Annotated in this window: 23 protein-coding genes and 1 tRNA gene; 3 read left to right on the plus strand and 21 right to left on the minus strand. The window is 40.4% G+C overall.

All coding sequences use genetic code 11. The features are described 5' to 3' along the window. Positions 1-51: 51 nt before the first annotated feature. The 21 genes from QM956_RS02640 to QM956_RS02740 form a co-directional block, all read right to left on the minus strand. Complete coding sequence (locus QM956_RS02640; RefSeq protein ID WP_261020556.1) at positions 52-978, minus strand: bifunctional riboflavin kinase/FAD synthetase; 927 nt, start codon at positions 976-978, stop codon at positions 52-54. A gap of 143 nt (positions 979-1121) precedes the next feature. Continuing rightward, positions 1122-4661: a chromosome segregation protein SMC gene (gene smc, locus QM956_RS02645; RefSeq protein WP_261020557.1), complete on the minus strand. Its 3540-nt coding sequence runs from the start codon at positions 4659-4661 to the stop codon at positions 1122-1124. After that, positions 4652-5350, minus strand: a complete 699-nt coding sequence (rnc, locus tag QM956_RS02650; RefSeq protein ID WP_000661503.1) for a ribonuclease III — start codon at positions 5348-5350, stop codon at positions 4652-4654. Before rnc ends, smc begins: the two co-directional genes overlap by 10 nt. Positions 5351-5533: 183 nt before the next feature. Next, positions 5534-5605, minus strand: a tRNA-Arg gene (locus tag QM956_RS02655). A gap of 66 nt (positions 5606-5671) precedes the next feature. Continuing rightward, positions 5672-6658: a GMP reductase gene (locus QM956_RS02660; protein ID WP_084953742.1), complete on the minus strand. Its 987-nt coding sequence runs from the start codon at positions 6656-6658 to the stop codon at positions 5672-5674. A gap of 202 nt (positions 6659-6860) precedes the next feature. Further along, on the minus strand, positions 6861-7640 hold the full coding sequence (locus QM956_RS02665; RefSeq protein ID WP_000160505.1) for an L-threonylcarbamoyladenylate synthase: 780 nt from the start codon (positions 7638-7640) through the stop codon (positions 6861-6863). 27 nt (positions 7641-7667) lie between these two features. Further along, positions 7668-8261, minus strand: coding sequence for a 3-isopropylmalate dehydratase small subunit (gene leuD / locus QM956_RS02670; RefSeq protein WP_238096147.1), 594 nt, complete (start codon positions 8259-8261; stop codon positions 7668-7670). Positions 8262-8270: 9 nt separating this feature from the next. After that, on the minus strand, positions 8271-9653 hold the full coding sequence (leuC, locus tag QM956_RS02675) for a 3-isopropylmalate dehydratase large subunit (protein ID WP_049550673.1): 1383 nt from the start codon (positions 9651-9653) through the stop codon (positions 8271-8273). A 3-nt stretch (positions 9654-9656) separates the two neighbouring features. Beyond that, on the minus strand, positions 9657-9926 hold the full coding sequence (locus QM956_RS02680) for a DUF1294 domain-containing protein (RefSeq protein WP_261020558.1): 270 nt from the start codon (positions 9924-9926) through the stop codon (positions 9657-9659). Then, positions 9923-10960 carry a 3-isopropylmalate dehydrogenase gene (leuB, locus tag QM956_RS02685; protein ID WP_261020559.1) on the minus strand — a complete coding sequence of 346 codons (1038 nt, stop codon included), beginning with the start codon at positions 10958-10960 and terminating at the stop codon, positions 9923-9925. The genes QM956_RS02680 and leuB overlap by 4 nt, the downstream gene beginning before the upstream one ends. Positions 10961-10971: 11 nt before the next feature. Further along, positions 10972-12534 (minus strand): 2-isopropylmalate synthase, encoded by a 1563-nt coding sequence (locus tag QM956_RS02690; protein WP_261020560.1) that lies wholly within the window; start codon positions 12532-12534, stop codon positions 10972-10974. Between the two features lie 313 nt (positions 12535-12847). Beyond that, a complete protein-coding gene (locus QM956_RS02695; RefSeq protein WP_125443158.1) occupies positions 12848-13504 on the minus strand; it encodes an MmcQ/YjbR family DNA-binding protein in 657 nt (218 codons plus the stop codon). Positions 13505-13547: 43 nt separating this feature from the next. Then, the gene (locus QM956_RS02700; RefSeq protein ID WP_261020561.1) at positions 13548-14180 is read right to left on the minus strand and encodes a copper homeostasis protein CutC; all 633 of its coding nucleotides are present in this window, start codon (positions 14178-14180) and stop codon (positions 13548-13550) included. Positions 14181-14273: 93 nt separating this feature from the next. Beyond that, the gene (locus QM956_RS02705) at positions 14274-14633 is read right to left on the minus strand and encodes a YbaN family protein (RefSeq protein ID WP_261020562.1); all 360 of its coding nucleotides are present in this window, start codon (positions 14631-14633) and stop codon (positions 14274-14276) included. A gap of 106 nt (positions 14634-14739) precedes the next feature. Next, positions 14740-16827: a type I DNA topoisomerase gene (topA, locus tag QM956_RS02710; RefSeq protein WP_261020563.1), complete on the minus strand. Its 2088-nt coding sequence runs from the start codon at positions 16825-16827 to the stop codon at positions 14740-14742. 117 nt (positions 16828-16944) lie between these two features. Next, positions 16945-17793, minus strand: coding sequence for a DNA-processing protein DprA (gene dprA, locus QM956_RS02715; RefSeq protein ID WP_261020565.1), 849 nt, complete (start codon positions 17791-17793; stop codon positions 16945-16947). 86 nt (positions 17794-17879) lie between these two features. Next, positions 17880-18569 (minus strand): sugar phosphate nucleotidyltransferase, encoded by a 690-nt coding sequence (locus QM956_RS02720; protein WP_000643977.1) that lies wholly within the window; start codon positions 18567-18569, stop codon positions 17880-17882. An 11-nt stretch (positions 18570-18580) separates the two neighbouring features. Next, entirely contained in the window at positions 18581-19459 is an 879-nt protein-coding gene (locus tag QM956_RS02725) for a DMT family transporter (protein WP_049550666.1), read from the minus strand. Beyond that, positions 19449-20318 (minus strand): choline kinase LicA, encoded by an 870-nt coding sequence (gene licA, locus QM956_RS02730; RefSeq protein WP_414302189.1) that lies wholly within the window; start codon positions 20316-20318, stop codon positions 19449-19451. Before licA ends, QM956_RS02725 begins: the two co-directional genes overlap by 11 nt. A 16-nt stretch (positions 20319-20334) precedes the next feature. Next, positions 20335-21357 (minus strand): ribitol-5-phosphate dehydrogenase, encoded by a 1023-nt coding sequence (locus QM956_RS02735; RefSeq protein ID WP_414302190.1) that lies wholly within the window; start codon positions 21355-21357, stop codon positions 20335-20337. A 4-nt stretch (positions 21358-21361) separates the two neighbouring features. Continuing rightward, positions 21362-22069, minus strand: coding sequence for an IspD/TarI family cytidylyltransferase (locus tag QM956_RS02740; protein WP_414302191.1), 708 nt, complete (start codon positions 22067-22069; stop codon positions 21362-21364). Positions 22070-22509: 440 nt separating this feature from the next. On the opposite strand from QM956_RS02740, the gene tacF reads away from it, so the two are divergent. The 3 genes from tacF to QM956_RS02755 are packed head-to-tail and all read left to right on the plus strand — an operon-like array spanning position 22510 to position 25621. Next, on the plus strand, positions 22510-23997 hold the full coding sequence (tacF, locus tag QM956_RS02745) for a type IV teichoic acid flippase TacF (RefSeq protein WP_261020570.1): 1488 nt from the start codon (positions 22510-22512) through the stop codon (positions 23995-23997). 9 nt (positions 23998-24006) lie between these two features. Continuing rightward, positions 24007-24810: a LicD family protein gene (locus QM956_RS02750; RefSeq protein WP_261020571.1), complete on the plus strand. Its 804-nt coding sequence runs from the start codon at positions 24007-24009 to the stop codon at positions 24808-24810. Between the two features lies 1 nt (position 24811). Beyond that, complete coding sequence (locus QM956_RS02755; protein ID WP_001199634.1) at positions 24812-25621, plus strand: LicD family protein; 810 nt, start codon at positions 24812-24814, stop codon at positions 25619-25621. Positions 25622-25684 lie beyond the last annotated feature (63 nt).

A 25684-nucleotide genomic window follows, 5' to 3' on the forward strand; every position in this document is an offset into this window, starting at 1 on the left:
TTAGAAATAAGAATCTAAAGTATGGGTAATTTTGTATAAAACTCCGATTTCCTACTCAGCATCCTTCCAATTCCGAGCAATTTCTTCATCCTTCTGGAGTTGGTCTACCAGTTCTTCAACGGAGTCAAATTTGACCATTTCTCGGACACGGTCTAACCAGTAGACAATAACTGTTTCACCGTAAATGTCATCTGAAAAATCAAAAATATTGACTTCAAAACGTGGCTCTTCTCCATCGAAAGTAACATTTTTCCCGACACTCGCCATTCCACGATATCTTTTACGCTGCACTTCAATATCGACTACGTAAACACCATCTGCTGGCATATAGGTTCGATCTCTTAAAACTAAGTTTGCTGTTGGGTAACCGATAGTCCGTCCACGAGCATTCCCATGAACAACCATTCCACGTGATGGTAGAGGAGTGCCAAGTAACTGACCAGCTTCTCTGACATCTCCATCAAGAATAGCTTGACGAATACGAGTAGAACTAATTTTACCCTTTTCATCCTCAACGGGAGGAACAATGATGATTTCTCCATCAAAATAGTCCTTCAAATCATCCGCAGTTTTCTTATCAGAACCAAACGTGTAATCAAATCCCGCTACAATAATCGCTGGTTTTAATGCTCTAACATAGGTATCAAAGAACTCTTGACCCGTTAAACTAGCAAATTTACTACTAAAGTCAAGTAAGAAAAGAGCCTCTACTCCATGCCATTTCATCTTATGTTCTCGTTCTTCATGGCTAACAATATGAAGCATTAATTCTGGCTGGTACGGTTGCAAAGCAAGCTTAGGTGACTCTGTAAAGGTCATCACGACAACTGGTAGATATTCTTTCATCGAAGCCTTGCTAGCTACTTCAAAAAGCTTCTGATGTCCTTTATGAATACCGTCAAAATAGCCTAATACAAGAACTGTTTTATCCGGTACTGCGATGTCTTTTTCATTTTTTATAGGTACTGTTGTAATCATGAAACTATTATATCATAGAGAAAGCCTTTTCGCTAAAAGGAAAGCCCAAATGTCGTTTTTTGCCCCTGAACTGACCTTAAAAAATTATTCAAGATGTTAGTTTTAAAAAATAGCATCCCCTAAGAGATGCTATCGTTTGGTAACTAGTCTACTGTTTCTTCCAAATCTTTTAACTTGACCGAAACAATTTTTGACACACCTGATTCTTGCATGGTCACTCCATAGATAGAATCAGCCGCTACCATGGTTCCCTTACGGTGTGTCACAACGATAAACTGGCTGTCCTTGTCAAATCGATTGAGGTAATCCCCGAAACGTTTAACATTGGCTTCATCCAGCGCAGCCTCTACCTCATCCAAAATCACAAATGGAATAGTCTTAACTCTAATAATAGAGAAAAGCAAGGCTAGAGCTGATAGGGCTTTTTCCCCACCACTCATGAGGTTGAGGGACTGGATTTTCTTGCCTGGTGGTTGAACAGAGATCTCAACCCCAGCTGTCAGCAAATCCCCCTCAGTCAAAATCAGGTCCGCCTGACCTCCACCAAACATCTGCTTGAATGTCACTTTAAAGGACTCACGAATGGCTTCAAAGGTTGATTTAAAGCGTTCCTTGACCTCATCATTCATCTCTGTGATAGTCTCAAGGAGCAGATTTTTCGCTGACAAAATATCATCTCGCTGACTATTTAGAAAGTCCAGACGGTTGTGAACTTCTTCATACTGGTCAATAGCTTCCAAGTTGACAGGACCCAGTGTGCGAATAGCCTTCTCTAAATCCTTAACTTCTTGCTCTGCCAGATTGAGATTTTCCAACTCATGAGACTTTTCTAAAGCTTCAGTATAGCTAATCTGATACTGGTCTGTTAATTGACTTTGTAAATGGCGTAAGTGCTCGCTAACCTTTTCTTTCTTGGCTTCAGCACGTGTTTGCTTGCGAATCCACTCCTCGTTCTGCTGGCGAGCCTGATCCAAATGACTGGAAATATCATCCAGTTGACCTTCTATATCATCCAACTCAAACTGCTTGCGAATCAAACCTTGTTGAAGATTTGTTTTTTGAGTTTTGGCTTCTTCGGCCTGTTGACTGAGCAAATCCGTATCAACTTTCTCAAGATTGTCAACCTTTTCTTGAAGAAGGCGCTGGATTTCCTCTTGTTCGATATCTAAATTGTCCAATTCCTTGCCTAAACGTTCAATATCCGCAACTTCGTAACGTTTTTGCCCTTGCAGTTCTGTCTTAAGCAGGCGAGCTTGCGCTACCTCTTCCTGCAAGTTTTGATAGCGTTCTTGGATGGCGTTTTTATTAGACTTAATCTCTTCAATCTCAGCTTCCAGATTTTGCTTATCACTGGCAATGCTAGCAAGACGCTCTTGGTATTTTTCCTTGTCTGCTTGCCAATCTCCTTCAGAAAGACGATCTAATTCCTCTTCTTGAAGTTTCCAAAGAGTTTCTAACTCTTCAACTTGCTGACTGGTTTGCTGATAAGAGAGGGATAAGCCCTGCTCCTGAATACGAGCCTGCTCTCCTTGAGATTTGATAGCTTCTAAACTTTCTGTCAATCTAGCCATCTCATCTTGCAAGGTCTTCAAAGTCGCCTCTTCTGAACGAAGACTTGCTTCTTCTTCAGCAATTTCTTTTTGTAATTGCTCCAGTTCAGGCTTGATGAAAATACTGTTATTCTGGCGATTGGCTCCACCCGCATAGGAACCACCTGTGCGCAACTCTGTCCCATCCAGTGTCACTATACGAACCTGATAACGAACTTGACGAGCTGCTGCACGCGCGTGTTCCACGGTATCAAAAATTGCTGTCGTTGCTAACAAGTTCTTGAAAATGGCTTCCAGTCTCTTGTCAAACGACACCAAATCATCCGCCATACCCAGAAATCCTGGACTTGCAGCAATAGCATCTTGATTCTGACTAGAAATCGTACGCGCCTTGATCGTTGTCAACGGAAGGAAGGTTGCACGACCAGCCCTGTTTCGTTTAAGGAAATCAATCGCCTTGGTTGCCGCGTTTTCATCTTCCACGATGATATGCTGACTGCTGGCTCCAAGCGCAATCTCTAGGGCAATTTGATAATGCACATCAAAGGTCAGATGCTCACTAACTGCCCCAATTATTCCACCTAGACGATCTTTCTCTTGGAGAACACTCTTAACACCTGCATAAAAGTTACTATGATTTCTCAGGATGTTTTCCAGACTTTGGGCTCTAGCCTGCTTGTTTTTGAGACTATCCAGACGGTCAAAGAGTTGACTTTGTTGAGTTTGATAGGAAGTTTTCTGCTCCTCTTGCTCCTTGGCACAGATTTGATAATCGGCCAATAATTTCTGAACCTTCTCCTTGGCAGTTTCAAGTTCTTCTTTTTGCTGACTGGCCTTCTCTTTAGCTGTAGCCAGTTGTTCTTTTAGTTTTTGTAGTTGATCTGCTTGTTTTTGAGAAAGCTGACGACTATTTTCCAACTCATTCTCAATACGGGTCAGCTGGTTTGAGACATCCGCTTCTTCTTGTAAAAGAGCTACAAAGCGTTCACGTAGAAGCTCAATCATCTGATCAGGATCATCTGAAAAAGCTAGTAATTCAGCTTCTAAACGATTGAGTTTTTGATTATTTTGGATTAGATTGTGTTCTAATTGTGCCAAGTTCTCTTCTTTTTCAGCCTTTTCCTTACTTAGAACCTTTCTCTTATCTTCCAAAGTAACCAAACGTGCTTGTGCTTCCTGTTGATTCAGAGCTACTTGCTCAGATTCCAGTTTCGATAGGGCTAATTTTCTCTCTAAATCACTAATTAGACTGGTCAAATCCATCAAACTGCCCTGGTCTTTGGCCATCTCAGCCTGTAAATCTTGACGTTGCTTCTTGAGATTCTGATTTTCTTCTTCTAATTTTTCACGCTTTTGGTAATAGCTCATCAAGAGTTCCTGAACCTGTGCCAACTCTTCTTCTGTCGACTCTAGTTCAGCCTTATTTTCCTTGATTTGAGCAACTAGCACGTCTAAATAAATAGCCTTGCGTTGACCTTCCAAGTCTAAAAACTTACGGGCATTCTCAGCTTGCTTCTCAAGAGGCTTGATTTGATTATCCAACTCGTAGATAATGTCCTCTAAGCGGTCTAGATTATCCTGAGTTTGCTGCAGTTTACTCTCAGTTTCTTTTCGACGAGTCTTGTATTTCAAAACTCCAGCAGCCTCTTCAAAAATAGCTCGACGTTCCTCAGGCTTGGAGTTGAAAATCTCCTCAACCTTCCCTTGGGAAATGATGGAGAAGGAATCTCGTCCCAAACCTGTATCCAAGAAAAGATCATGAATATCACGCAGACGAACTTTCTTGCCGTCAATCTTGTATTCGCTATCTCCACTACGGTAGATATGGCGTTCTACCCTGATTTCTTGACCAGCGTCCTTGATAAATCCGTCATGATTATCCAGAGTCACAACTACAGAAGCATAATTGAGCGGTTTGCGACTTTCAGTTCCAGCAAAAATGACATCCGGCATCTTGCCCCCACGGAGACTCTTAACACTTGATTCCCCCAAGGCCCAACGCAGACTTTCTGTAATATTCGATTTTCCAGATCCATTGGGTCCAACAACTGCCGTCACACCTTGGTCAAAGACGACCTTAGTCTTATCAGCAAAAGACTTGAATCCCTGAATTTCGATTTCCTTTAAATACATGAATCCAGCCCTTTCTCAACGGCATTTTTGGCAGCTTCCTGCTCTGCTAGTTTCTTAGAACGACCTTGCCCTTGGCCGATGCTCTTACCTTCGACAAGAACTTCAACATCAAAAACCTTATCATGGGCAGGACCCGTTTCAGAAATCACCTGATAACGAATAGCCACATCGCCATTGACCTGAAGTAACTCTTGGAGATGGGTTTTGTAGTCTGTAATCATCTCAAATTCGCCTGCTTCAACCTTAGGAATCATGACTTGATAGATAAATTCCTTAACCTTGGCCACATCCTTGTCCAAAAGGAGGGCACCAAGAAAGGCTTCAAAGGCATCACCAAGAATGGTATCACGATTGCGACCACCAGATTTTTCTTCCCCCTTACCCAACTTGATAAATTGATCAAACTGGCAATCACGCGCAAAACCAGCCAAACTTTCCTCGCGGACAATCATGGCACGGAGTTTAGACAAGTCACCCTCAGGCTTTTTAGGATATTTTTTATACAGATATTCTGAAATCAATAACTGTAGAACAGCGTCTCCTAAAAATTCCAAGCGTTCATTGTGTGAAATTTTTAAGAGGCGGTGCTCATTGGCATAACTCGTATGAGTAAAGGCAGTCTCCAGTAAATTTTTGTCTGTAAATTCGATTGCAAAATGGTTCTTTAGTACAGTTTGTAATTCTTTCATACCAACCTCTTTCTAACTGATAACAGTCCTTTTTATTATATCAAAAAAAGCCCCCTGAGTCACTTTAAAACGGGACTGGAAAACATTTGGGAATTCTTTAAAAAGAGATTTTCAGTTTTAAGGGCCAATTTAGGGCTGTGTAAAGAAAAAAGCCCTATTAAAGGCTTTTTTAGGATGTTTACATCCACCCTGAGGGAATCGAACCCCCATCTCAAGAACCGGAATCTTACGTGATATCCATTACACTAAGGGTGGAAACTTGTTTCATTATAACAAAAATTTGCTCTAATAACAAGTTTTTTTCTGGTCAAATCCCCTGTCTTAGTGGGAAGCATCCCCATTCCAGATGGAGTTTTTCACGATAACATAATCAACGTGTTTAAGGTCAGCAACCTGACGTCCACCTGCATAAGAAATAGCACTTTGAAGGTCTTGTTCCATCTCAGTTAAAGTGTCTTGCAGATGACCTTTGGCAGGAAGCAAGATACGTTTTCCTTCCACGTTCTTATAAGCTCCTTTTTGGTATTGGGAAGCTGAACCATAGTATTCTTTGAATTGTTCACCATCAACTTCAATTGTTTTCCCTGGACTTTCGATGTGTCCTGCAAAGAGGGAACCAATCATAACCATGCTGGCACCGAAACGGATAGACTTGGCAATATCGCCATGAGTACGAATTCCTCCATCAGCAATAATCGGTTTACGTGCAGCCTTAGCACACCAGCGGAGAGCAGCCAATTGCCAACCACCTGTACCAAAACCAGTCTTGACCTTGGTGATACAAACCTTACCAGGACCGATACCAACCTTAGTAGCATCTGCACCAGCATTTTCCAATTCACGCACCGCTTCTGGTGTTCCCACATTTCCAGCAATAACAAAAGTATCTGGCAATACTTTCTTGATGTGTTTTATCATAGAAATCACGCTATCCGCATGACCATGGGCAATATCAATCGTGATGTACTCAGGAGAATCAGCCTTGAGCTGGCTAACGAAATCATACTCGTAGTCCTTAACACCAACAGATATAGAAGCAATGAGCCCTTGCTCGTGCATGCGTTTAATAAAAGGAATGCGTCCTGCCTCATCAAAACGATGCATAATGTAGAAGTAACCACCTTTAGCCAGTTGCTCTGCTACATTTTCATCCAAAATCGTCTGCATATTAGCTGGCACAACAGGTAGTTTAAAGGTGTGATTTCCTAGAGTGACACTTGTATCCGCTTCTGCACGGCTTTTAATGACACATTTATTTGGAATCAATTGAATATCTTCGTAATCAAAAATTGGAAATTCATTTAACATATCGATGTCTCGTTTCTTTTGTAATGACCTACCTATGCTCTCGCATCACTACGCCTTTTCCGACGTTTCCTTAATTAATTATAAATCAAAGTACAGTTTTTGTCAAATAATTTTATAAATTAAATTATATTGTTCGGTTTTTACTTATATTATAAAACAAAAGAAAGAGGAAAGATTATTGTCTCCCCACTTCTTCTCTATCCTAATAATACTCGCCCTGACGATAGTCCCATGAGTTAAAGGTGTCTGACAGGTGCATCATAATCTTATCAATGTCAAGCCCTTTGCGGATTACAACTGGAGCTGGTGAAGTTGAACGTGCTCCCCCTTGTTCCGGGATGAGTTTGCCGTCTTTATCAACCATAGAGACCATCACACCTTGCTCATAGCGTGTTTCAATCGTTTTGTCAGGCTGGATAGATGCCACATAGTCGTCCGCCTCGATAACAAGGTCAACTGCCCCTTCGATGCGTTCTCCGATACCTTCTACCTTACCACGGTTTCCTTTTCCAGATGGGTTAGCTGATGAGGCATAAACCATCTTGCCTTCTTCCCAAAGTTTGGCAGCCAATTGTTCACCAGCTTTCCCGAACTTGATAACGAAACAGCTCGTTCCACGCACGTCAGTCATCAGCTCTTCACGACCATCACCGTATGCTTTTAGTTTTTCAAAGGCTTCTGGTTTCCAAGGAAGGATACAACCAAGAAGAATATCTTCGTCCCAATGTTTTTGGTAGAAGGCTTCAATTTCTGGGTTGAGTTGTGCTAAGGCGCGAAGCTCATCCATGCTACCACAGAGAACAACACCTGGTTTGTTACGGTTACGCTCTTTGGCTTCAAACTTGCGTTCAAGTCCTGCCTTATCGCTAGTCATGATGATATAACCGACTTTTGTAGGGCAAACAATGCACCCTCCCTCACCTTTTAAAATGTCATAGCCTTCTTGTGAAAGTGTTCCGTTCCATTGAATGTGTTTCGTCATAATTCTATTTCCTTTTCTAATTTTCTTCTAATCCTGCCAGTAGACTGGTCGTTGTTTTTCATAGGCAGCAATCAAATCTTCATACTGCAAAGTAATACCGATATCATCCAAACCATTTAAGAGTTTGTGTTTCCATTCGCTATCGATTTCAAAAGTGAATTCTCCAACTGGTGAGATGATTTTTTGTTGTTCCAAGTCCACAGTTACCTGGTCACTTGGTTTAAGCTGGGCTAGTTTCTCTCTAACCTCTCTGGGCTGAACAATAGGCAACATGCCATTATTGAGTTCATTATTGTAATGAATATCCCCAAAAGATCCTGCAATCACAACCTTAAAACCATAGTCCGCTAGAGCCCAAGCGGCGTGCTCCCTCGAAGAACCTGCCCCAAAGTTATCCCCTGAGATAAGAATACTGGCTTTACGATATTCAGGCTGATTAAAGACAAAGTCAGGATCCTCAGTATACTTGTCGTCCAGATAACGCCAAGCATACATGAGGTACTTACCAAAGCCTTTCTTATCGATCAACTTGAGAAACTGCTTGGGTAGGATTTGGTCGGTGTCGATATTATCATTCATGAGAGGAACGGTCGTTCCCGTATAAACTGTAAATTTCTCCATATCCTCTCCTTACTGGGCTTCTGGCATTTGCCGAACATCTACGAAACGCCCTGCGATAGCTGCCGCAGCTGCCATAGCTGGACTGCAGAGATGAGTCTTAGCACCAAATCCTTGTCTGTCTTCAAAGTTGCGGTTGCTGGTTGAGGCGCAGTGGACACCATCAGGGACCTTGTCTGGATTCATTCCTAGGCACATAGAACAACCTGGGTCTCTCCACTCAAAGCCAGCATCTATGAAAACCTTATCCAAACCCAACTTCTCAGCAGCTCGTTTGACAGGACGAGAGCCCGGAACCACGATAGCCGTTAAGTTAGGAGCTATTTTCTTCCCTTTGACAAATCGCGCCGCCAGCTGCAAGTCACTGAGACGAGCATTTGTACAAGAGCCGATAAAGATATAACCTAGTTCAATATCTGCTGGCTTTTGACCTGGTTCCAAATCCATATAATTGTAGGCTCGTTCATCATTCATATCCTTAATTTCTGGGAAACTACTGTCAAAGTCAACGCCCATAGCAGGATTGGTTCCCCAGGTTACCATGGGAGCCAAGTCTGAGACATCCATCCGGATAACCTTGTCATAAACGGCATCCTCATCACTGACAATTGTTTTCCAATCCGCCACAGCCTCTTCAAAGTCCTCTGGAACACATTCTCGTCCCTTAAGATAGTCATAGGTGGTTTGGTCCGGATTCATAATCCCCATCTTAGAACCAAACTCGATGGACATATTGCAGATAGTCATTCGCTCTTCCATGCTCAGTGCATCAATCGCTTGTCCCCGATATTCCACCACATAGCCAACACCACAGGCAACGCCGTACTTGGCAATCAAGGCTAGAATGAAATCCTTAGAATAAACTCCTTTTTGAGGAACACCAGTGAATTCTACCAGCATTTTCTTGGGTTTGACCTGCCAGAGTGTCTGGGTAGCGAAGACATGCTCAACCTCACTGGTCCCAATTCCAAAAGCGATTGCTCCGAAAGCTCCGTGAGTTGCTGTATGACTATCCCCACAGACGATAAATTTCCCTGGTTGGGTTCTTCCTGTTTCTGGACCAACCATATGAACAATCCCCTGCTTTTCAGAACCGTGGGCCGCATGTTCAATCCCAAACTCCTCAACATTTTCAGCCAGCTTATCAATTTGAGCCTTGGAAATTACATCTCGAATATCGTAGATATTGACTGTCGGGACATTGTGGTCAAAGGTTCCAAATGTCAAGTCTGGTCGTCTCAATCTACGACCTGCGTCTCGTAATCCTTGAAATGCCTGAGGACTGGTCACTTCGTGGATATAGTGCTGGTCCACATACATGAGTTGGGGCTGCCCCTCTTCTCCTGTGATGACATGACGGTCCCATAATTTATCAAAAATCGATTTTCCTGCCATCCATTACCTCCAAATAAAATATAAGGCTACTAGTGTGGACACCATCCCGAGAAACCAAACTGTTTTAAAATACCATTTTCGAGTCTTATGGTGAAAGATGATTCCTGCCAAACAGGCACCAAAACCACCACAAGTAAAGGCTAAAATGAGTAAGATTTTCTCTGGGATGCGCCAAACTCTTCTCCTTGCCTTAGATTTGTCAATGCCATAAATCAGGAAAACCATGACATTCCAAATCAAAAGGACTAGAGTAATTTTTTCGTCTAACTTCATAACCTTGCAATAATAGCTTCCGTCATTTCCTTAGTCGAAGCTTGTCCACCTATATCTCTTGTTAAAACACCAGCTACCAAACTTGCCTCAACAGCATGCTCGATACGCTCTGCATCCTCATAACGTCCAAAGCTGTCTCTCAACATCATGGCCACTGATAAAATCATGGAAATAGGATTTGCAATTCCTTGACCTGCAATATCAGGAGCTGAACCGTGAATGGGCTCATAGAGACTTGGTCCATTTTCAGAATGACTGGCTGATGGCATGACCCCAAGTGTACCAGATAGGACGCTTGATTCATCAGATAAAATATCTCCGAAAAGATTCTCCGTCACGATGACATCAAACTTGGCAGGATTGGTAATCATGAGCATGGCAGCTGAGTCCACTAACTGGTGTTCCAAGGTCACATCTGGGAAATCCTGCGCGACTTCCTCAACCACTTTTCTCCAGAGTTTTGAGGTCGCTAGAACATTTTGCTTATCGATACTAGTAACGATTTTTCTGCGACTTCTTGCGATTTCAAAGGCTTTGCGAATAATCCGTTCCACTTCCTCATAGCTATAGTCGTTGATATCACGCGCTTTTCTTTCTTCAAGGATATGATCCCCAAAATAAATCCCACCTGTCAACTCACGCACCACGACAAAGTCTACACCAGCAATTCGTTCCGGTTTGAGTGGTGACAAATGCTTGAGACTGTCAAAGATTTTTACAGGGCGAATATTAGCGTAAAGATTGAGTTCCTTACGGAGAGCTAGCAAGCCTTGTTCAGGCCGAACCGTTGCACTATCATACTGGGGACTACCAATAGCTGCTAGGAGAATGGCATCTGCTTCTCTACATGCCTTGAGGGTTTCATCAGGTAAGGGATGCCCTGCAGCATCAATACCTGCACCTCCAAAAGGTCGTCTGTCTATTTCATAGTCAAAGCCTGTTTTTTTAGCTATAGCTTCCAGAACCTCTAACCCAGCATCCATGATTTCTGGGCCGATTCCATCCCCTGCCAGAACTACTATTTTCTTTGTCATAGCTTTCTCCTTTACACACTAGGCATATCACGATAGGAAACACTGCGTCCCATCTCACCAGCATTCTCTTTTTGAACAAAGGTATTGGCATTGATGTAGGCAATAGCAGATGCTTTCAGTACATCGAAATCAAGCCCTGCTGCATTAAAGATGGTTTCTGTATCTCTGTTTTCAACAGTGACCAAAACCCGAGCTTGGGCATCAATTCCATCTGTCACAGCATCAATGGTATAGGACACCAAGCGGACAGATTGATTAAAGAACTTATCGATAGCGTTAAAGATAGCCTCAACAGAGCCTTGTCCTGTCGCATTAAATTCGACCTTCTCACCATCCATATTGACCAGGCTAACAAGCGCTTCAATGTCATTATCTGCATGAGTTTGAAGTTGTAAATCATCAAAGTGGAAACCTTCTGGATTTTCAACCATGGTGCCAGCTACCAGAGCACGAATATCTGCATCTGTAATTTCTTGTTTTTTATCTGCCAGAGCCTTGAACTTAGCAAAGAGTGGCTTGATATCCTCTTCTGTAAAGTCTAGGGCCAATTCTCTCAGCTTCTCAACGAAGGCATGGCGACCAGACAATTTTCCAAGCGGAAGACTATTACTCTTAACACCAACCAATTCCGGGGTGATAATCTCATAAGTAAGAGGATTTTTAAGGACTCCATCTTGGTGAATACCAGATTCGTGAGAAAAGGCATTGCCACCGACCACAGCCTTGTTTTTAGGAACTGGAATACCTGAGAAGCGAGAAACCATTTCTGACGTATTGATGGTTTCATTTAAAACAATACTAGTTTCTGCTTGGTAGTAATCTTGGCGAATATTGAGGGCCACTGCAATTTCTTCCAAAGCAGCATTACCAGCTCGCTCCCCGATACCATTGATGGTTCCTTCGACTCGTCCTGCCCCATTCTTGACAGCAGCAAGGCTATTTGCCACTGCCATTCCGAGGTCATCATGACAGTGTGGTGAATAGATAATCTGACGATCCGTCTTGACATTCTCAATCAAGTGTTTGAAGATAGCTCCGTATTCCTCTGGTGTGGTAAATCCTACCGTATCAGGGATATTGATATAAGACGCCCCTGCATCAACCGCTGTTTGAACAACTTGCAAGAGGAAATCCAACTCTGTTCTGGTCGCATCTTCAGGAGAGAATTCGACCACTTCAAACTTGGAACGTGCATAAGAGACATGCTCACTGATTGCTTCCAAAATCTCTTCCTTGCTCTTATTGAGCTTATACTTTCGGTGAATCGGACTGGTAGCGATAAAGACGTGAACCTGTGGATACTTGGCGTCCTTGAGAGCCTCGTAACAAGCATCAATATCAGACTTGACAGAGCGAGCCAGACCAGTTACCGCTGTTTTCTTCAATACTTTAGCAATCTCCTGAACTGCCGTAAATGAGTCTGGGCTAGCCGCCGGAAAACCAGCTTCGATGGCTGAAATACCCCATTTCTCCAGCTGCCTTGCTATGGCAATTTTTTCTTTGATTGAAAAGTTAACACCCGGTGTCTGTTCTCCATCCCGAAGGCTGGTATCTAGAAATTCAACTGTTCTCATAAGATTTCCCCTTTTCCAAATGTGGTTTTAAAAAAACATCTCGCTTAGAAGTCCAAGCGAGATGTTGTTTCACTCCCGCTTGGTAAGCCAAACAGGACTAATGCTTTTTGCACTAGCCCGAGTACCTCAACAACAAAGCAAATTGATTAAACTTAGCTGTTTTCATGTTTGACTTTCTCCTTCGTTTGATATCTTGATTAGTATTTTAGCATAGGCAAAAGTACTTGTCAAGAAAAAATCCAATATTTTCTGAAAATTTCTTCAGTAGAGAATATTTTGCTAATTGAAAGTTCTTGAAAAATCTTGAAATGTTTCATTTTTTAGTGGTTAAATTCCAGCTTCTTTCTATAAATTCCAGTACTTCTTCATCTGATAAAGTATCATCAAGCGCCACACTAATCCAGTAACGTTTATTCATATGAAAAGCTGGATAAATGCCCTTTTTTGAAAGTAAATCAGCTACTTGGTCATGTTTGAGGTTGACTGCTTCCACTAGGTCTTCTCTGCCCTTTTCCAGCTTATCCCAAGAGATTTTCATCAAGACGGCATACCACTTTTTATTGCCTTCGTGTCTTAACACTGCCGTATCAGGCGATTTCTCCCACAAATACTCCAACTGATTACCATACTGTTCCTGAACTTGAGTCATGATTCGCTTAGTCTGAGGGCAAATAAAATCCTGTACCTCAAAACAAGCCTTCCGAATCTGGTAAAGAATCTCCAAACAAGCCTCACGGACACTTGCAACAAAACTTCCTTTAAAACTTTCCATATGGACTTGAGGATAGAGATCACCAGTCTCCTGGTCAAAGACTTGAAAACTCACATTATCAGCAGTGATGGATACAGTCATGACAAAGTCACCCAGCAAAATCTCGCAACTATAGGTCCAGACTCCCGCATTTTCTACAAAACCATAATCATGAGCCTTTTCTTGATTCAATTGATAGGATTTAAAAATTTCAAACATAAGTGAAAACTGCTACCCAAAGCTAGCAGTTCCTTTCTATTTTTTAAAAGACAACCTTGGTTCCGTGCAATTGTGTCACACCTAGCTGATCGATAAAGGTTTGACGGTTGTCAAGGTCAATCCCCCCACCTGGTAGAATTTCAATTTTATCTTTAGCGTGTTCCAAAATTCTGTGATAGTGAGCAAAACGTTTGTCTAGTGAATCGCCAGACACACCAGCGCGAGTTAGGATACGAGTGACACCGGCTTGGCTGAGCCAGTCAATAGCTTCTAACTGGTCTTCTTCGCTCAATTCATCAAAGGCCATGTGGAAGACAATTTCCATTCCTTTTGATGCCGCAATTAACTTCTCCAGATTAGGCTTATCCAACTTTTTATCAGCAGTTAAAACCCCAAATACAACTCCTTGACTTCCAGCCTGAGCAGCCAACCGAATATCTTCTAGCATAATAGCAATTTCTAGTTCATTATAGACAAAGTCGCCACCACGTGGACGAATCATGGTCATGATAGTCGTATCGTAGTTAGCTGCCAATTCAACCGCTGCCTTGGTCACTCCATAGCTGGGTGTTGTTCCTCCCACTGCTAGATTATCACAGAGTTCGATTCGACGAGCTCCAGCCTGCATCGCTTTTTCAAGCAAGGTCACATTTTCAGCACAAAATTCGTAAATCATTTAATTCTCCTTGAAGATTACTTTAAATTCATTATATCATATTGTTATGAATATGCTTTCAATTTTATCAAGGAAAATAGTGACAAATTTTACTTATTCTTTATCCGGAATGACCTTGAAGAGATAATAGGTAATAAAGATGGTCAAGGCTCCTAGACCGATTTTGACCGGTAAAAGAGGGGCAAAATAAATAGAAATCCCCATCAAGATGTAGATAGATACGATGATTTTTTTCTTTCGTTCATGCGCAATAGACTTAGTCTCACGAAAATCAGCTACATATGCTTGATAGAGCTTGGTATGATAAAGCCATTCTTCGAAACGCTTGGAACTTCTGGAAAAACAAGCAATAGACAACAAAAGGAAAGGCGTTGTGGGCAACAAGGGTAAAACAACCCCAACAATAGCCAAGGCCAGTGATAAAAAACCAATGATTAGATAAATAATACGCATAACTTCTCCTAGTTAAAATAATCTTATTCTAGTTTCGCATACAATGATGAATTTTGTCAAGTTCTAACCAAAAAGAGCCTGAAATTCACTTTCAGGACTCCCCCTCTTATTTAATCTTTTCTTCTTCGTAGTCACCTTTACTACAAACAACCTGCTTGCCACCACCACGGACTTTTTTCTCCATGAGGAAGTTGCCACATTTTGGACAGTCACGACCAACAGGCTTGTCCCAAGAGGTAAATTCACAGTCTGGATAGCGATTGCAACCATAGAAGAGGCGGTTACGTTTTGTTTTACGTTCAATAATTTGTCCCTGATGACAACTTGGACACTCAACACCAATCTCTTTCACGATTGCTTGGGTATGACGGCAATCTGGGAAATTGCTACAAGCGTAGAACTTACCAAAACGACCAAGTTTAATGACCATTGGACTGCCACACACTTCACAGTCAAATCCAGCTGGTTCATCCTTAATCTGGATTTTCTCCATTTCTTCTTCAGCCTTGGCAACCTCTTTAGAGAATGGTTTGTAAAAGGCATCAATGACACGTTGCCACTGCTCTTTTCCGACTTCGACATCATCCAGTTTGCCTTCCATTTCGGCTGTAAAGGTCACGTTTACGATATCTGGGAAATATTCAACAATGAGCTTGTTAACAATTTCTCCCAACTCTGTCGGTTCAAAGCGTTTGGCTGCAAGGCGAACATAATAACGTTTCTGAATAGTTTCAATGGTCGGTGCGTAGGTTGACGGACGGCCAACCCCATTTTCTTCCAAGGTCTTGATCAGTGTCGCTTCAGAATAACGAGCAGGCGGTTGAGTGAAATGTTGCTCTGGTTTGCTATTAATCTGTTTAACCACATCGCCAACAGCCATGTCCGGTAACATCTTATTCTTATCAGAATCATTATAAATGGCAAGATAACCATCAAACTTAACCTGACTACCATTAGCAGCAAATTGAACCCCATTTTGAGACAATTTAACGGCCATGGTATCAAAGACAGCAGCTGTCATCTGACTCGCTACAAAACGATTCCAAATAAGAGTATAAAGCTTGAGCTGATCCTTGTCCAGATACTTAGCAATACTTTCAGGTGTGTTAAAGACACTAGACGGGCGAATAGCCTCGTGGGCATCCTGAGCTCCTGAAGCATTTTTGACCTTGCTACCATGCTTAGAATACTTGCTACCAAAACGGTCCGTAATGAAGCTTGCTGCCTCATTTTGCGCCACTGGACTGATACGAGTCGAATCGGTACGCATATAGGTAATCAAACCTTGAACACCAGAACCGATATTAATCCCTTCATAGAGCTGTTGGGCAACCATCATAGTCTTTCGAGTACGGAAGTTAATTTTATTGGCAGCGTCCATCTGCATGGATGAAGTGGTATAGGGTAAAGGAGCATTGCGTTTGCGCTCTTTCTTATCTACCTGATCCACTGAAAAATCCTTACTAGTCAGACGAGACAAGACTTCCTTGACCTCATCATTGCTAGTCAATTTCAGCTTTTTGCCATCCACTCCATAGAAGGAAGCTTGAAATTGCTTGGTTCCCTTTTTAAAAACACCATCAATTGTCCAGTATTCTTCTGGTTGGAAGGCATTAATTTCATTCTCACGGTCAATGATTAACTTAAGCGCAATAGACTGAACGCGCCCTGCTGATAAGCCCTTCTTGACCTTCTTCCACAAAATAGGCGAAATCGAATAGCCTACCAAACGGTCTAGGACACGACGAGCCTGTTGGGCATCGACCAAGTCCATATCAATCTTACGAGGTTCTTTAAAAGCATTTTTGACCGCATCCTTGGTGATTTCATTGAAGACCACACGGTTGGCATCATTTTCATCTAAGTTGAGAATATGGGCCAAATGCCAAGAAATCGCTTCTCCTTCACGGTCCGGGTCACTCGCCAGGAAGACTTTATTAGCTTTTTTGGCTTCTTTTTTTAAGTCATTGATGAGAGGGCCCTTTCCTCGAATATTGATATATTGCGGTTCATAATTATTTTCAATATCGACAGACATACTGGATTTCTTCAAATCACGGATATGCCCGACACTGGCTAAAACCTTGTAGTTTCTGCCTAGATATTTTTCAATCGTCTTGGCCTTAGCAGGCGACTCCACGATTACTAGATTTTTTTTAACTGTTGATTTTTTCTTTTTTGTTGCCGTAGCCACAGTATCACACCTTTTCAAAGTAATAAACTTTATAAAGTGTAAACCATTTTTTGAACCCTGTCAAGACTTAGCTACTATATATAGAAGAAAAGTTGGTTTAGAAAGAGAAATTTTATCTTAAAATTCAAATTCCGCAAGAACATCCTTCCCACTGGTGACCAATTTTGCCCCTTCTTGAATCAAATGATGGCAACCGTCTGATAGTCCATCTAAAACGCTACCAGGAATAGCAAAGACATCGCGCCCTTCTTCCATTGCTCGCTCACAGGTAATGAGACTCCCCGAGCGCATCTTGGCCTCTGCTACAATCACGCCACGACAAAGTCCAGCGATGATGCGATTACGGGCAGGAAAATGAAATTTCAGAGGTTGTTCGCCAGGTCCATATTCACTGAGAACCAGATGGTCATTGCCGATGTAGTCTTGCAAGCGTTTATTGGCTTTAGGATAAAACACATCCAGTCCTGTTCCAATCACTGCAATGGTTTTTCCGCCATTCTGAAGAGCTGCCATATGAGCTACTGTGTCAATTCCCTTGGCTAATCCACTGACGATAACCAGTTCATTTTCCAATCCCTGAATGACTTTTTCAACTGACTTAGCTCCCTGTTTGCTACAAGCACGACTTCCTACGACTGCTACCTTCGGAAATTTCAAGAGGTCCAGGTTTCCCTTGTAAAATAAAAGTACAGGCGCATCATATATTTCACTCAAATCCCAAGGGTAACAGTCATCTAAAATAGAGAAAGATGGAAATTTTTGAAACTCCTTCTCCAAATTCTCATCGTCTATCTGAAAATAACGTTCCATAAAAACGGCTGGATTTCTGCAACCTGATATATCTGCAATATCACCCAACAAAAGCTCCTGATCAACATTTTCACCATATTCTAGGACCTGCAAAACCTGTTGATTTGTCAAACCTGATTTTTTTAACTTATAGATTTCATAGTTTGTGATTTTCATAAATAACTCCATTTCTTTTTCTACTCATCTATTTATTCGTAAAAAATCAAAAAAACATCCGACTATTTAGCCAGATGTTGGAATCTTTAATTTTCGTTTTTAAGAATTTCTTCTAATTTATGATAGTCTTGGACACTATCGATTTCATAGATGCTATTGCCTTCTAATTCTTCAACATAGACATCCAGCTCTTTGATGTTATCCTTAACCATATTGTCCCAGTAGAGATCAACAAACTCGCCACTTGCATAAGCCTTGTCGATAAAGCTGACAATCTTTTCTGCAGTTGGAGCGTCCCAGAAGGATACACCACTAAGGATACGACCAGCCTTGCTATCAACAGTAATGTCTTGAACCTTATAGTCATCTCCATAGACCAAGAACCATTCGTTGGTACAATCTTCACGATAGACACTAAAATAAGTCGAACGAGTCAAATCATTACGGAACATATTTTTAAAGAGATAATTATCGGCATCAATAACATAGCTATTGGCCAATTCTTCTTTTACAAGATAGAGAGAGTAAAAGTTATTGTAGTCAGCGTATTTATCATTGAAGACGAGGCGAACACCATATTTTTCTTTCAAGTAATCGAATTGTTCTTTAAGGTAACCAACAATGATGATGATTTCATTGATTCCTTTTTCTTTTAAAAACTCAATTTGGTATTCAATCAAGGGTTTTTGATTAACCTGAACCAAGGCTTTAGGGGTATTTTCAGTCATAGGACGCAAGCGAGTTCCCAATCCCGCTGCTAAGATGATGGCTTTCACACGAATCTCCTTTATTCTTTAATAATAATATAAACTCCAGCAATAACGACAAGTGACGTAATAATTGTCAGCATATCTAGCGGTGCACCCAAGAAAACAACTGCAAACAAGACTGTCCATACTACATAGCTCACGTTCAAGCCTGTAGCCTTGGCTGGTTGCAAGCGATTGATAGCGATATAATAAGCCAAATAGGAAATCATATCAAAGGCTGCAAAGACAATCATAAGACCTAGCAATTGTCCATTGGCCACTTCTGCAAATGACTGATGAGAGAAGAGCACAATCACAAGATAGGACAAGAATGAAGTTACTTGACGGATTAAGAGGGCTTCGATTTCACTCAATTCACTTTCCATGGCAAAAGAGCTAAGAACACTCTCACTTCCCCATGCAATAGCACAAACCAAAGCACAGAGAATCCCAATGTAGAAGGAATTGACCTGTTCAACCTTATAGGTCTGAGCAATAATCCCTGCAATAATCAAGACAATCCCAAATACAGTATTTTTTGAAATCTTGTGCTTCAAGAAGAAGAAAGCCAATAAAACCGAAATCGCAGGGTAAATAGCCGACACAGATGAAGCTAAAGAACTTCCGATATACTTAACCGCATAAAGATTGGCCTGCATACCGATAGGGCCTGCTAGCAAGGCTCCGATGATCACACTAACATTGCGAATATTTAAGAAAATTGAAAGACGAACTTTTCCTTCTTTTACCAAGAGAAAAGCTAGTAAGATAAAGATACTCAAGAAATCGTGAGCAGCGGCCACCACAAAGGGCGACAAATCTGTAAAAATCGAAAAGATATAAGCACTAATCGTTAGACCTAAACCCCAGAAAATACCTGAGAGTAGACCAAAAGAAACTCCATTTTTAGTTTTCATCTGAACCTCCATAATATGACAAACCTTTAACAGTTCTTTGGTAACGATTCACACCATAGTCACCAAAATCTGCGCCTTGCTCTTCCTTATAGACAGTCCATAGACTCCAAATAGTATCTTGTAAAATTTTATAAATGGCAATCTTTTCACGAGAGACAGGTGTTTGCTCACTCTCATAGTGAGATAAGAAGGCTTCTTCCTCTTGACGAGTGAATTCAGACTCTAAAAAGAGAGCAGCCAAATCCCACATTGGATCGTTCATTGATGAATATTCCCAGTCAATAAGATAAAGTCGTCCTTGAGGTGATTCGATAAAGTTTTCAGGCACCAAATCGATATGACAAGATTTTCTGTCAACACCTAAGTCAGCAAGTCTTTTCTCTAAGGAGAAGACTTCTTCTCTAACTGCTTCATAGTTGGCATAAGGGATTTTTTCCTCAATCAAAGATTCGTATTTTTTGATTTCTTCAAAAGGAGCAAATTCTCCTCTTAATTCCTTGCCAGAAGCATGAATGGTTTGTAAAATTGGAGCAATTTTATCAAATTTGGTCTTGATTGACGTTGAATCAAGCGTAATCGCAGATTCGATATACTCATTTACTTTGATACCAGCTTCAATATCAAAAAGATAATTTTTTACATCTAAGTCTAAATTCTTTAGTAGTTCAAGATTGTACTTTTCATCTTGACGATTGATCAGCTTTTCTGTCCCTTTACCAAAGAATTTAACAATGTATTGCTTATTTGTTGTTTTGACCAAATAGTTTTGATTGGTCATTCCCCCCAGTTGTTCAACACTGAGGACTTCCTCTTCTTGACTAAGTAAGGAAGAAATTTTTTCTTTAATGATTTTCTCCACAATTAACCTCCAGCACCTATACTTCCCACTTAAACACGGTTTTAAAGGCTGTGTTTAAGTCGGTAGCAAAGACACGATGAATATCTTTAATTTCTCTTACAGGTTCTTCTAGATAAAGGATATTTTTAAGACGATTAGCAAATTTCTTGACTTCCATCATTTGGATTGCATTTTCAAAATCAATGCGACCAGAACGAGAGGACCCAACCAAGAGCAAGCCTTTTTCTAAGGCATCGCGTGTATTGAGATTGACTTTATACTCACTAACTCCCATCATAAGAATCGTTCCCTGAGGACGAATATAGCGAACCAAATCATTAATAGCTGGTCCAGTACCATCACCACCACAACACTCAAAAGCATGGTCAAAGGCCAAATCTTCAGGAATATTATCAGTAATATAGCATTCTTTGGCAAATGAGAAAAGTTCCAACTTTTCCCAATGACGACCAATAACCACAATCTCTGCTTCTGGCAAAGTATAGTTGATAATATTGGCAACCACAAAAGCTAAACTTCCATCTCCGATAACAGCAATTCGGTCTCGCTTGCTATGAGCAAGAGTCAATAAGCGATTCATAGCGTGCATGCCGACACTGACAAACTCTGTAATCGCTGCAACCGTGTCTTCAATAGCATCATAAGCTACCACACGATCTTTAGGGAGAGAAACAAACTCTCTCATAAAGCCATCAAATCCACTAGACAAGAAATGGGTCCCTGTCATGTAGTTTTCATAGAATTCTTCATCACTCTGCATAGGAGGCTGATTAGGAATCATGACAACTTTTTGCCCAACCTCGTAGGTTCCTGTCGGGTCAGAAATAACGGTTCCACATGACTCGTGAATCATTGCCATTGGAAGCTTTTTATTCAAAATCTTTGGATCACGTTTTCCTTGGTAGTAACGCTGATCCGCATGACAGACAGCCATGTAGTTAGGACGGATGAGGATATGATTCTCTTGGCCAATAGCCTCTTCCTGGTATTTGACATTGATAAACTTAGGCTTAGTTAGTTGATAAATTTGATTAATCATTTTACTAGTCTTTCTCAATCATACTTTTTGCAATCTTCAAATCTGTTACTGTTGTGATTTTTAGGTTTGAGTATTCGCCCTTGGCCAAGGCCACATCTTTTCCTTTGATCACAAAGATTTTACATGCATCTGTCAAGATTTCCTTCTCTTCATCAGAAAGAGATCCATAAAGGTCCATGAAGTCCTTGCAACGGAATGTTTGAGGTGTTTGTCCTTGATAAAGGTGAGCACGATTTGGAATATCTGTAATAAATTGACCATTGGTACTTTCAACGATAGTATCAACCGCTTCTACAACTGTGTCCACTGCGTCATGATTTTGGGCAAGTTGGATATTGTCCTGAATCATGCGAAGCGTAATAAATGGACGAACAGAATCGTGGGTAACAACGATATCCTCTGGTGTAAGCAGACGATAAGCATCAATGGCTTCAATGATTTTCTCAATACTTGTATTGCGGTCAGCACCACCTTTTGTAATGATGATACGTTCCTTATGAAGAGGAAGATATTTATCTACAAGATCTTCTGCATGAGAAACCCAGTCTCCATGAACCCCAACTACAATTTTTTCAATACTTGGTTCCAAGACAAATTTTTCAATTGTATGAATCAAGATAGGTCGATCACCTAGCTCTAAAAATTGTTTTGGCAAGTTACTGATTCCCATACGTGTGCCAGTTCCACCAGCAAGAATTCCTGCATAAATCATCTTTTTTCTCCTTTGTCTTACTAAAAAAACTTATTCTCTCTATTATACCACAATCTAGTCCTATCATAAAAGAAATACTAGTCATCCCGTTCTAGAATAGGAGGATTAAGCAGTTCCATTATTCAAAGAAACTGGTCCATTTCTAGTAGTGACTAGGAATTCTGTAGTCATTACTAATAAATGGCTGTGAAATTTTAGAGTTCTTCAGAATAATATAGTTTTCTTAAAGAAAGCTTAAAATAAAACTTTGAAACTTCAAAGTGATTACTTGACTTATACTCAATGAAAATCAAAAAGCAAACTAGGAAGCTAGCCGTAAGCTGTACTTGAGTACGGTAAGGCGACGCTGACGTGGTTTGAATTTGATTTTCGAAGAGTATTACTGCCCTTCATTTCTTATTAGCTGACTTTATGATATAATGAAAAACGAGGTAAATTGAATGAAAAGTATAAAATTAAATGCTCTATCCTACATGGGAATTCGTGTCTTGAATATTATTTTTCCCATCTTAACTGGTACCTACGTCGCGCGTGTCTTGGACCGAACTGACTATGGTTACTTCAACTCAGTTGACACTATTTTGTCATTTTTCTTGCCCTTTGCGACTTATGGGGTCTATAACTACGGTTTACGGGCCATCAGTAATGTCAAGGATAACAAAAAAGATCTGAATAGAACCTTCTCTAGTCTTTTTTATTTGTGCATAGCTTGTACGATTTTGACCACTGCTGTCTACATACTTGCCTATCCTCTCTTCTTTACAGATAATCCAATCGTCAAAAAAGTCTACCTTGTTATGGGGATTCAACTCATTGCCCAGATTTTTTCAATCGAATGGGTTAATGAAGCTCTGGAAAATTACAGTTTTCTCTTTTACAAGACTGCCTTCATCCGTATCCTGATGCTGGTCTCTATTTTCCTGTTTGTCAAAAATGAACACGATATTGTTGTCTATACACTTGTGATGAGTTTATCGACACTGATTAACTATCTGATTAGTTATTTTTGGATTAAAAGAGACATTAAGCTTGTTAAGATTCACATAAGTGATTTCAAACCGCTCTTTCTCCCTTTGACAGCCATGTTGGTCTTTGCCAATGCCAATATGCTCTTCACTTTTTTGGATCGTCTCTTCCTCGTTAAAACAGGGATTGATGTCAACGTTAGTTACTATACCATGGCTCAACGAATTGTGACCGTTATAGCTGGTGTTGTAACAGGAGCTATCGGAGTGAGTGTGCCTCGTCTCAGTTACTATCTAGGAAAAGGCGATAAGGAAGCCTATGTCGCACTTGTTAACAGAGGCAGTCGAATCTTTAACTTCTTTATCATTCCACTGAGTTTTGGACTCATGGTTTTAGGACCAAATGCCATCCTACTTTACGGTAGTGAAAAATATATCGGAGGTGGTATCTTAACCTCTCTCTTCGCTTTTCGTACGATTATCCTGGCCTTAGATACCATTCTTGGTTCCCAAATTCTCTTTACAAATGGCTATGAAAAACGAATCACAGTCTATACAGTCTTTGCAGGATTACTCAATTTGGGCTTAAATAGTCTCCTCTTTTTCAACCACTTCGTGGCTCCTGAATACTACTTACTGACAACTATGCTATCAGAGGCCTCTCTACTTGTTTTCTATATCATTTTCATCCATAGAAAACAACTCATCCACTTAGGACATATCTTTAGCTATACTGTTCGATACTCGCTCTTTTCACTTTCCTTTGTAGGAATTTATTTCCTGATTAATTTCTTGTATCCCGTGGATATGGTCATTAATTTGCCATTTTTGATTAATACTGGTTTGATTGTCTTGTTATCAGCCATCTCTTATATTGGTCTACTTGCCTTCACCAAAGATAGCATTTTCTATGAATTTTTAAACCATGTCCTAGCCTTAAAAAATAAATTCAAAAAATCTTAGGAGTATAGAATGAAACAACTAACCATTGAAGATGCCAAACAAATTGAATTAGAAATTTTGGATTATATTGATACTCTCTGTAAAAAGCACAATATCAACTATATTATTAACTACGGTACTCTGATTGGGGCGGTTCGACATCAGGGCTTTATTCCTTGGGACGACGATATTGATTTGTCCATGCCTCGAGAAGACTACCAACGATTTATAAACATTTTTCAAAAGGAAAAAAGCAAATATAAGCTCCTTTCCTTAGAAACTGATAAGAACTACTTTAACAACTTTGTCAAAATAACAGACAGTACGACTAAAATTATTGATACTCGGAATACAAAAACCTATGAGTCAGGTGTTTTTATCGATATTTTCCCTATGGATCGCTTTGATGACCCTAAGGTCATTGATATTTGTTATAAACTGGAAAGCTTCAAACTTCTGTCTTTCAGTAAATATAAAAATATTGTCTATAAGGATAGCCTTTTAAAAGATTGGATACGAACAGCCTTTTGGTTGCTCCTTCGACCGGTTTCTCCTCGTTATTTTGCAAATAAAATCGAGAAAGAAATTCAAAAATATAATCGTGAGAATGGGCAGTATATGGCTTTTATCCCTTCTAAATTTAAGGAAAAGGAAGTCTTCCCAAGTGGTACCTTCGATAAAACAATTGATTTACCCTTTGAAAATTTAAGCCTTCCAGCACCTGAAAAATTTGATACTATTTTGACGCAATTTTATGGAGATTATATGACCCTACCACCAGAAGAAAAACGCTTCTACAGTCATGAATTTCACGCTTATAAATTGGAGGATTAGGATGCAGTATTTAGAAAAAGAAGAAATTAAAGAAATTCAACTAGCCCTGCTAGACTATATTGATGAGACTTGTAAGAAACATGATATTCCTTATTTTCTAAGTTATGGAACCATGCTTGGAGCTATCCGCCACAAAGGTATGATTCCCTGGGACGATGATATTGATATTTCTCTCTATCGTGAAGATTATGATCGCTTATTGAAAATTATTGTGGAAGAAGACCATCCACGTTATAAGGTTCTCTCCTACGACACTTCTTCTTGGTACTTCCATAATTTCGCATCGATTTTGGATACTTCTACTGTTATCGAAGACCATGTTAAGTACAAGCGTCACGACACCAGTCTCTTTATCGATGTCTTCCCAATTGATCGCTTTACAGACTTGAGCATTGTCGACAAGAGTTATAAGTATGTAGCCCTTCGTCAACTAGCTTATATCAAAAAATCACGCGCAGTTCACGGTGATAGCAAATTAAAAGATTTTCTAAGATTATGTAGCTGGCACGCCCTCCGATTTGTCAATCCTCGTTACTTTTACAAGAAAATTGATCAGCTAGTCAAAAATGCTGTAACCAACACTCCTCAATATGAGGGAGGAATTGGTATTGGTAAAGAAGGAATGAAAGAAGTCTTCCCAGTTGATACCTTTAAAGAACTCATCTTAACTGAGTTTGAAGGCCGTATGTTGCCCGTCCCTAAAAAATATGATCAATTTTTAACCCAGATGTATGGGGATTATATGACACCACCATCAAAAGAAATGCAGGAGTGGTATAGCCACAGTATTAAAGCTTATCGCAAAAGCTGATTAAGCAGTAGTTTACAAGAAAAAATATAACAAAAAAGAGAAGATCATTACACCTTCTCTTTT

Source organism: Streptococcus mitis (assembly GCF_047460035.1).
Taxonomy (GTDB): Bacteria; Bacillota; Bacilli; order Lactobacillales; family Streptococcaceae; genus Streptococcus; species Streptococcus mitis_DW.